Source organism: Photorhabdus australis DSM 17609, from assembly GCF_000711895.1.
Lineage (GTDB): Bacteria > Pseudomonadota > Gammaproteobacteria > Enterobacterales > Enterobacteriaceae > Photorhabdus > Photorhabdus australis.
This window is the reverse complement of sequence record NZ_JONO01000090.1, coordinates 1-9,098: the sequence shown is the minus strand read 5'-3', so window position 1 is coordinate 9,098 and position 9,098 is coordinate 1. Positions and strand designations below refer to the sequence as shown.

At 43.0% G+C, this 9,098-nt stretch carries 10 protein-coding genes; 7 read left to right on the top strand and 3 right to left on the bottom strand.

The features are described from left to right. Positions 1 to 342 precede the first annotated feature (342 nt). On the bottom strand, positions 343 to 1,005 hold the full coding sequence (locus BO26_RS17680) for an HAD family hydrolase (RefSeq protein ID WP_036773785.1): 663 nt from the start codon (positions 1,003 to 1,005) through the stop codon (positions 343 to 345). 98 nt (positions 1,006 to 1,103) lie between these two features. Here BO26_RS17680 and nudC point away from each other — a divergent pair, with 98 nt between their 5' ends. From nudC to BO26_RS17650, 6 genes are all read left to right on the top strand, one after another. Beyond that, positions 1,104 to 1,877 (top strand): NAD(+) diphosphatase, encoded by a 774-nt coding sequence (gene nudC, locus BO26_RS17675; protein ID WP_420864713.1) that lies wholly within the window; start codon positions 1,104 to 1,106, stop codon positions 1,875 to 1,877. Between the two features lie 109 nt (positions 1,878 to 1,986). Next, entirely contained in the window at positions 1,987 to 3,051 is a 1,065-nt protein-coding gene (hemE, locus tag BO26_RS17670) for a uroporphyrinogen decarboxylase (protein ID WP_036773783.1), read from the top strand. Between the two features lie 6 nt (positions 3,052 to 3,057). Next, positions 3,058 to 3,726: a deoxyribonuclease V gene (nfi, locus tag BO26_RS17665; RefSeq protein ID WP_036773781.1), complete on the top strand. Its 669-nt coding sequence runs from the start codon at positions 3,058 to 3,060 to the stop codon at positions 3,724 to 3,726. 76 nt (positions 3,727 to 3,802) lie between these two features. After that, the gene (locus BO26_RS17660; protein ID WP_036773779.1) at positions 3,803 to 4,393 is read left to right on the top strand and encodes a YjaG family protein; all 591 of its coding nucleotides are present in this window, start codon (positions 3,803 to 3,805) and stop codon (positions 4,391 to 4,393) included. Between the two features lie 187 nt (positions 4,394 to 4,580). After that, a complete protein-coding gene (gene hupA, locus BO26_RS17655) occupies positions 4,581 to 4,853 on the top strand; it encodes a nucleoid-associated protein HU-alpha (RefSeq protein WP_012776594.1) in 273 nt (90 codons plus the stop codon). Positions 4,854 to 4,918: 65 nt separating this feature from the next. After that, positions 4,919 to 5,560 (top strand): DUF1481 domain-containing protein, encoded by a 642-nt coding sequence (locus tag BO26_RS17650; protein WP_036773777.1) that lies wholly within the window; start codon positions 4,919 to 4,921, stop codon positions 5,558 to 5,560. 18 nt (positions 5,561 to 5,578) lie between these two features. Here BO26_RS17650 and purD read toward each other — a convergent pair whose 3' ends face one another. Together purD and purH are read right to left on the bottom strand one after the other, a co-directional pair. Continuing rightward, positions 5,579 to 6,862: a phosphoribosylamine--glycine ligase gene (gene purD, locus BO26_RS17645; RefSeq protein WP_036773775.1), complete on the bottom strand. Its 1,284-nt coding sequence runs from the start codon at positions 6,860 to 6,862 to the stop codon at positions 5,579 to 5,581. Positions 6,863 to 6,883: 21 nt separating this feature from the next. Beyond that, complete coding sequence (gene purH / locus BO26_RS17640; RefSeq protein WP_036773773.1) at positions 6,884 to 8,473, bottom strand: bifunctional phosphoribosylaminoimidazolecarboxamide formyltransferase/IMP cyclohydrolase; 1,590 nt, start codon at positions 8,471 to 8,473, stop codon at positions 6,884 to 6,886. 324 nt (positions 8,474 to 8,797) lie between these two features. On the opposite strand from purH, the gene BO26_RS24970 reads away from it, so the two are divergent. Next, positions 8,798 to 8,929, top strand: a complete 132-nt coding sequence (locus tag BO26_RS24970; protein ID WP_477707004.1) for a hypothetical protein — start codon at positions 8,798 to 8,800, stop codon at positions 8,927 to 8,929. Positions 8,930 to 9,098: the final 169 nt, after the last annotated feature.

Sequence of the window (9,098 nt, the reverse complement as noted above, 5' to 3'; positions counted from 1 at the left end):
CTCGTGCTTTATTACGGCATGGCGTGAGTTTGGACATTATTGTCACCAGTACCGGGCTGAGCCGGGATAAAATTGAAGCGTTAAAGCATTAAATTCATCTTCTCTTCTACAGAAAAATGCCGATATTCAAGAGCGGCATTTTTGTTCTTATTATAGGGAGCGAAATGACACCTTAAGAGCGTGGGGAACACGATTGGGGGCGGAAACAAAATGACTTGTTCTGTTTCGTCAAGACCTCAATTTTATTGCAATATTCTTCCCCAGCAATTGGGTTGCCTGTTGAAAGATGACGGGTATAGATGGGATTATGGAAACCATAAACCCATTACTGATTGAAAATATTTACAGTGACCAGGTTAATTGTTTCCAGCCATGTTGTTGTGCTTGAGCTTGCAAATGAGCATCGGCATTGACTGTAATTACCTCATCAGCAAATTGACACATTGGTAGATCATTAATTGAATCACTGTAAAAACGGATAATTTCAGGATAATTATTTTGCTGTTCCAGCCACTGTTTCATTCGTTCTACTTTACCTTCTCGAAAAGTCGCAATACCGTCTATTTGGCCGGTATAACAGCCATTTTCCACCACCATATCAATGCCTAGTGCAGTGTGAATATTTAATTCCGTAGCAATCTTTTTCACAATAAATGAGACAGTGGCTGAGATAATAATGACTGGAATTTGCTGCTGTTGATACTCTGCAATTAGGGTTTTGGCTTGTGGATAAAATCGAGGTCTGATTTTTTCTTTAATAAACTCAACCAACCAAAGATCAACTTGTTTTTGTGGAACTTGGTACAGTGTTTGCAGGCTAAATGCCAGATAACTTCTCATATCCAGTGAACCTGAGTTGTAATCAGCCATCATTTTTTTATCTGCTTCGATAAAACTTGGATCAGTAATGATATCTTTTTCCCATAGAAACTCTGTCCATATAGCGCTGGAATCACCGGAAATTAAGGTGTCATCCAGATCAAATACTGCAAGCAGTTGTGACATGATATCGTGTTCCTCGTGATAAGTAGTAATCAGGACACGCTTTTTTGATTAAAAAGCGTATGATTTATACAGATATTTATAACAAATAAGATGTCATAATGATGATGCAACAACAAGTAACAGATACAGAACGAGGCTGGTGGATTATCAGCGATGAGAATCGTATTTGGCTCCCTCAAGGTGAATTACCTTTTGGAATAGCTGCTCAATGGTCACTGCAAGGAAAAATAGCATTACCTATCGGCGAGTGGCAGGGTGAGAAAGTTTGGCTTATTCGTCAGAAAATGAATTCACATATGGTTTCCTTACGGCACATTGTTTCAAGTGATCGCGGCTTGTTTCAATTAGCTGGGCGGGGCATTCAATTGGCGGAATTTTATCGCTCTCATCAATATTGTGGTTATTGCGGTAATAAAATGCACCATAGTGTCAGTGAATGGGCTTGTCTGTGTAACTATTGCCATGAACGTTATTATCCGCAGATTGCGCCTTGTGTTATCGTCGGTATTCGTCGCGATGATCAGATCTTATTGGCTCAACATCAGCGCCATCGTGATGGCATACATACAGTGCTTGCAGGATTTGTTGAGGTAGGTGAAACGCTGGAAGAAGCTGTGGCCCGCGAAGTCATGGAAGAGAGTAATATTAAAATTCGCAACTTACGTTATGTCGCTTCTCAACCGTGGCCTTTCCCTCATTCATTGATGATGGCGTTTCTGGCTGATTATGACAGCGGTGAAATTTGTCATGATCCGAAAGAATTGATTAGTGCAGATTGGTATCACTATGACCAACTGCCACTGATTCCACCACCCAATACTATTGCCCGTCGGTTGATTGAAGATACGATTGTTCTATGCCGAAATGCTTAATACATGGTTTGGTGTGATTCAACGGGAGAGATTTATTTGCCATGTTACAATGATGCCCTAATCATTGCAGTCAGATAATATTGCGGCCAATAAATAAATGGAGCCTGTCATGAATGAGTTGAAAAACGACCGCTATTTGCGAGCCTTACTACGCCAACCCGTTGATGCTACACCTGTATGGATGATGCGTCAGGCTGGCCGCTACTTGCCTGAGTATAAAGTTACTCGTGCTGAAGCCGGTGATTTTATTTCTTTATGTAAAAACACTGAACTTGCTTGCGAAGTCACTTTGCAACCTTTGCGACGTTATCCGCTAGATGCGGCGATTCTCTTCTCTGATATTCTCACTATTCCTGATGCAATGGGGTTAGGACTCTATTTCGAGGTAGGTGAAGGCCCGCGTTTTAAATCTCCTGTTTTAAGTCGCGCTGATGTGGCAAAACTACCCATTCCTGATCCTGAAATGGAGTTGAGCTATGTGATGGACGCAGTGCGTGCGATCCGTAAGGCACTGGCTGGTCAGGTTCCTTTGATTGGATTCTCTGGTAGTCCGTGGACGTTGGCGACTTATATGGTGGAAGGGGGCAGTAGTAAGGTATTCACTAAAATTAAAAAAATGATGTATGCCGAACCGGCCGTAATGCATCAATTGCTAGATAAACTGGCAGATAGTGTCATCCTTTACCTTAACGCCCAAATTAAAGCCGGCGCTCAGTCTGTGATGATTTTCGATACTTGGGGGGGAGTGTTGACTGGTCGGGATTATCGCGAGTTTTCCTTACGTTATATGTATCAAATTGTTGATGGTCTGATCCGTGAAAATGAAGGTCGTCGTGTACCGGTAACACTGTTTACCAAAGGTGGCGGGCAATGGCTGGAAGCAATGGCTGAAACCGGTTGTGATGCTCTTGGTTTGGATTGGGCGACAGATATTGCTGAGGCACGTCGTCGTGTGGGAAATAAAGTGGCCTTGCAGGGCAATATGGATCCATCTATGTTATATGCTTCCCCAGAACGGATTGAACAGGAAGTCTCAGCAATTTTGCAAAGTTTTGGTGAGGGTTCTGGTCATGTTTTTAACCTTGGTCATGGTATCCATCAGGATGTACTGCCGGAACACGCTGGTGTATTTGTTGACGCGGTACATAAACTTTCAGCTAAATATCATCAGTAAAAAAATATGATCAACACAAAAGCATTACTTCAGGAACAAATAGAAAAGGCTCAGCAGGTTATCTGTTATGATGATTTTTCCTCACCAAAACTGATTGCTGGTGCTGATGTGGGCTTTGAACAGCAGGGAATAATTACCCGCGCAGCGATAGTTGTTCTCTCTTACCCTGACCTTGAGCTGGTGGAATATCAGATAGCCCGGATTGAAACGACGCTGCCTTATATTCCAGGTTTACTCTCTTTCCGTGAATATCCTGCATTGATGGCTGCCTGGCAGTTGCTGAAACACACACCTGATCTGGTGATGGTGGACGGTCATGGTATTGCTCATCCGCGCCGTTTAGGTGTTGCTAGCCACTTTGGTTTACTGACGAATGTTCCGACAATCGGTGTGGCAAAACGTCGTTTATGTGGTGAAAGTGAACCATTGGGTGAACAGCCTGGCAGTTGTCAGCCTTTGATTGATAAAGAGGAACAGATTGGTTGGGTATGGCGAAGTAAAAAACGTTGTAATCCATTGTATATTTCCACAGGACATAAAATCAGTCTTGATAGCGCGTTGCTATGGGTGGAGCGTTGTGTGAAAGGTTATCGGTTGCCGGAAACAACCCGCTGGGCGGATGGTATAGCCTCAAATAGAGCATTTTTTAAACAAATAATGCAGAAAAATCCTTAAATTGGGTGTAAACGTGTGGATATTCTTGAATTTCAGGTAAACTGCGAAGCACATTATGCATAATGAGTAAGAACTAATGTTACGAAACCCGATACATTTACGGCTGGAAAAACTTGAAAGTTGGCAGCATTTGACCTTTATGGCGAGTTTATGCGAACGGATGTATCCAAATTATCAGATGTTCTGTTGTCAAACTGGGTTTGCAGAACCTATTTTTTATCGCTGTATTTTGGATTTGGTGTGGGAAATATTAGTTGTAAAAGATGCTAAGGTTAATTTTGATAATCAGCTGGAAAAGTTAGAGCAGGTTATTCCATCAGCAGACAATTACGATATTTACGGTGTATACCCGGCAATTGATGCGTGTATTGCATTAGGGGAGATTATCCATTCCCGTCTGAGTGGTGAAACATTGATGCATGCAATTGCAGTGAGTGAAATTTCAATTCGTACTGTTGCTATGCTTGAAATGACTCAGGCCGGGAAAGAAATGACCGATGAAGAATTAAAAGAATTACCAGCCATTGAGGAAGAGTGGGATATTCAATGGGAGATTTATCGCTTATTAGCCGGCTGTGAAGAGCGGGATATTGAGTTGATTAAAGGATTGAAAGCTGACCTCCGGGAGTCAGCAATTAGCAACATTGGTATAAATTTAACGCAGTAGAGTGAAAAAACGTGATTTAATGCTTTAAATGCCATGTTCAAAGGCTTCACTTTTGCCCCCACTCTGTTCTACATTTGGGGGGGTGAAAAGAAGTGGCTATCGGTGCGTGTATGCAGGGGTGCTGTCATTCGGCATATCCGTCGCACTCGATGCTTTGCAAACGATAAACACACTGTAAGGATAATCTATGAATAAGACTGAATTAGTTGATGCAATCGCAGAAAGTACAGACCTGACTAAAGCTCAGGCAAAAGCTGCTTTGGAATCAACTTTGAATGCAATCACCGAATCCCTGAAAGCGGGTGATTCAGTACAGCTGGTTGGTTTTGGTACTTTCAAAGTTAACCACCGTGCAGAGCGTACTGGTCGTAACCCTCAAACCGGTAAAGAAATTACAATCGCGGCTGCAAATGTACCTGCTTTCTCTGCTGGTAAAGCGCTGAAAGACGCAGTTAAATAATTTCGTTGCAAAAAAGAAAAAATAGAAGGGGTGTTAATCCCCTTTTGTTGGTTCGTCAGGGGCTGATGACACTAGGATTCGTCTTCGCGCTCAGCGCCTGTACCAATCAACCTAAAGCACCTCTTTTCAGTGCAAGTGGATTCATCGCAGATGATGGTGTTGTTCGCTTGTGGCGCCTCAACGATCAAAATAATAAACCTCTGGTTCTGATGAGTGTTTATAGTCCTTACCGTAATGAAAATACTATCGTCACTTTTTACGAATATAAGCAGGGATATTTGCGCCAAATTCGCCGTGAAATTCTGAATGATGAAAATCCACTGGCTGAACAACTTCGTTTGGATAAATCCGGCGATGTGATTTTTATGCAGAAGCAATTAAAAACACGGCGTGAACGACTTTCCAATGATGATATTGTTCGTATGCGGTTTGACGCCAAACGTGCTCTTGAATTAAGTGATGCACTGATAGTAGGCAATGTGCGTTTGATGCAAGGTCACTGGAATAACGGCAAGGTCACTACTTGCACGGGTGAAACGATTTCCGTTGAGTTTGAGCCTTATGCGAAGTCATGGCTTGAACAGCGCGAAAAAAATAGTTATGGCCAATTAACAATTGCCTGGTTGGAAGCTTCTGCAGGTCGTGAATTATTGTTGGTAGCAAATGATGATTTTTGCCGTTGGGAACCGACGAAGGACAGCCTTTGACCCCCGTCAGTCTTGTGATTACTTCAGCCGATTAATGGCACGATAGCCAATATCTTTGCGGTAAAAGCAGCCATTCCATGTAATCTGCTCTGCTTGCTGATAAGCATTTTTCTGCGCATCAGCAATGGTTTCTCCTAATGCTGTAATACATAGAACACGCCCACCTGCGGTAATAACATTATTATCCTGCAATGCTGTGCCGGCATGGAAAACTTTGTTGCTTTCATTTTCTTGTTGAGGCAAGCCATGAATAATATCACCTTTGTGATAATCAGCGGGATACCTGTTTGCAGCCAGCACTACGCCCAGAGCAGGGCGTTTGTCCCAATCAGACGTTTTACCAGCAAGCTCACCTTTTGCACCAGCCAGACAAAGTTCAATCAGATCGGAATGCATACGCATCATAATCGGTTGGGTTTCCGGATCACCAAAGCGGCAGTTAAACTCAATCACTTTTGGTTCTCCATCCTGATTGATCATTAGCCCAGCATAAAGAAAGCCCGTATAGATGTGACCTTCAGCAGCCATACCATCAACGGTAGGATAAATAACCTCTTTCATAATACGCTGGTGGATCTCATCGGTGACGACCGGTGCCGGCGAATAGGCTCCCATTCCGCCAGTATTTGGGCCGGTATCACCGTCACCTACGCGTTTATGATCTTGGCTGGTTGCCATAGGAATGACATTCTTGCCATCGACCATAACGATAAAACTCGCTTCCTCACCCGTTAAAAACTCTTCAATAACAATTCGGTGGCCGGCATCACCAAATACATTTCCGGCTAGCATATCTTTTATTGCGGACTGGGCTTCTTCCCGTGTCATAGCCACAATCACACCTTTGCCTGCGGCGAGTCCATCGGCTTTTATGACAATGGGAACGCCGACTTTATCCAAATAGGTGAGGGCAGGTTCGATCGCTGTAAAATTCTGATAAGCCGCCGTCGGGATCTTATGGCGCGCCAGAAAATCTTTGGTAAATGCTTTTGAACCTTCTAACTGAGCGGCTGCCTGAGTTGGGCCAAAGATAGTCAGTCCCGCTTTTTGGAATATATCGACAATACCCATTACCAGTGGTGCTTCAGGGCCAACAATAGTCAGCCCGATATCATGGCTTTGTGCAAATGCCAACAAACCGTCGATATCTGTTGCTGAGATATCAATATTTTCCAGATGACTTTCCAGCGCCGTCCCTGCATTTCCCGGAGCAACATAGACCTTATCAGCTAAATGAGATTGTGCTGCTTTCCATGCCAGAGCATGTTCGCGTCCACCGCTACCAATAATTAAAATATTCATTAAGTTAACTCCTGTTATTGATTAGTGGCGGAAATGGCGCATACCAGTGAAGATCATGGCAATGCCGTGTTCATCAGCTGCTGTGATTACTTCGTCATCGCGGATTGAACCACCAGGTTGGATTACACAGCTCACGCCGACAGCGGCAGCGGCATCAATACCATCGCGGAATGGGAAGAATGCGTCAGATGCCATCGCGCATCCCTGAACTTCCAAGCCTTCATCAGCTGCTTTAATCCCGGCAATTTTTGCAGAATAGACACGGCTCATCTGGCCGGCGCCAATTCCGATGGTCATATCATTTTTTGCGTAAACAATTGCGTTGGATTTAACAAATTTAGCGACTTTCCAGCAAAACAGAGCATCTTTCATTTCTTGCTCGGTTGGCTGACGTTTGGAAACTACACGCAAGTTATTAGCTGTTACCATACCAAGATCACGATCTTGTACAAGCAGACCACCATTAACACGTTTGAAATCAAGGCCAGCAATACGGGTTTCCCATTTACCAGATATCAGAACACGGACGTTTTGCTTGGTAGCCAGTATTGGTAATGCCTCGTCGTTTATTGAGGGAGCAATAATCACCTCGACAAATTGGCGGTCGATAATAGTTTGTGCGGTTTTAGTATCAATTTCACGGTTAAAAGCAATAATGCCACCAAAAGCGGAAGTTGGATCTGTTTTGAATGCGCGATCATAGGCTTCGTGAATATCTTTACCAATTGCTACGCCACATGGATTAGCATGTTTAACAATCACACATGCTGGCTCTACGAATTCCTTAACACATTCCAGAGCTGCATCTGTATCTGCAATATTGTTATAAGAAAGTGCTTTGCCTTGTAATTGAGTTGCTGTTGCAATAGATGCCTCAGAAAGATTCCCTTCTATATAAAAAGCTGCATCTTGGTGACTATTTTCGCCGTAACGCATATCCTGCTTTTTAATCAAATTCAAATTCAGAGTACGGGGGAAACGTCCCGATGGTTGAGTAATATCACTATAATAAGCAGGAACCAGTTTGCCAAAATAGTTAGCAATCATGCTGTCATAAGCCGCAGTGTGTTCAAATGCTTTGATTGCTAAATCGAAACGGGTTGATTGTGTTAGTGAATCCTGATTGTTATCCATCTCTTCAATGATTTTTTCATAATCATTGCTATTAACTACAATTGCTACATCTTTATGATTCTTAGCCGCAGAGCGAACCATAGTTGGACCGCCAATATCAATGTTTTCGACAGCATCTGCCAAAGTACAATTTGGTTTAGTAACGGTCTGAGCAAATGGATATAGATTCACAACTACCATATCGATTGGTGAAATTTGATGTTGTGTCATGATTTCATCATCTTGCCCGCGGCGACCAAGGATTCCGCCGTGTACTTTAGGATGCAATGTCTTAACGCGGCCATCCATCATTTCAGGAAAGCCAGTGTAATCTGAAACTTCAGTAACCTTCAGACCTGATTCAGCAAGTAAATAGGCTGTACCACCAGTAGAGAGTAATTCAACACCGCGTTCAGATAAGGCTTTCGCAAATTCAACAATCCCTGATTTGTCGGAAACACTCAACAGGGCACGGCGGATTGGACGAAGCTGTTGCATTGGTTTGATCCCTTGGATTTTGTGAGGCAGTAACATGTTATTGGGAAGAACCCACTTCAGGACATAAAAAATGAGCACTGCAATAACATTTCAGAACAGTCGGATAAAATCACGTGATGATTTTATTCCTCAGATTGTAACGAAAACGTTTGCGTGATGCTCGATAAATTTTCATTCAATTATCTATTTGTGGATAAATCTGTTGATAAATGAGTATAAGGTGGTGTTTTGCTGTGGGATTAATCAAACGATCAATTTTATTAAAAATAATTATTGCCAGCGCCGAAGAAGGCCCTATAATGCGCCACCACTGACCGACACAACGTGGATAAACCGGGTGAGGTCAGGCAGGGAAAAGGCAATAAGCGCTTGACTCTGCGGGCGAAAAGCGTAGTATACGCAGCCCGGCTGACGGAGAATGATAATTTTTATGTTGGCCCGCTCTTTAACAATTAATCAGACAATCTGTGTGGGCACTCACAAGACCGTATCACAAAAAAATACGTTTTAAAGTCTTGAAGAGTGAAGCGCAGTTAATTCATAACGAACTAACGGTGAGATTCTTTGAGCCTCAAACTTTGAATTGAAGAGTTTGATCATGGCTCAGATTGAACGCTGGCGGCAG

Coding starts and splice junctions, on each gene's coding strand:
- BO26_RS17680 (WP_036773785.1), bottom strand. CDS start 1,005: ATGTCACAACTGCTTGCAGTATTTGATCTGGATGACACCTTAATTTCC.
- nudC (WP_420864713.1), top strand. CDS start 1,104: ATGATGATGCAACAACAAGTAACAGATACAGAACGAGGCTGGTGGATT.
- hemE (WP_036773783.1), top strand. CDS start 1,987: ATGAATGAGTTGAAAAACGACCGCTATTTGCGAGCCTTACTACGCCAA.
- nfi (WP_036773781.1), top strand. CDS start 3,058: ATGATCAACACAAAAGCATTACTTCAGGAACAAATAGAAAAGGCTCAG.
- BO26_RS17660 (WP_036773779.1), top strand. CDS start 3,803: ATGTTACGAAACCCGATACATTTACGGCTGGAAAAACTTGAAAGTTGG.
- hupA (WP_012776594.1), top strand. CDS start 4,581: ATGAATAAGACTGAATTAGTTGATGCAATCGCAGAAAGTACAGACCTG.
- BO26_RS17650 (WP_036773777.1), top strand. CDS start 4,919: ATGACACTAGGATTCGTCTTCGCGCTCAGCGCCTGTACCAATCAACCT.
- purD (WP_036773775.1), bottom strand. CDS start 6,862: ATGAATATTTTAATTATTGGTAGCGGTGGACGCGAACATGCTCTGGCA.
- purH (WP_036773773.1), bottom strand. CDS start 8,473: ATGCAACAGCTTCGTCCAATCCGCCGTGCCCTGTTGAGTGTTTCCGAC.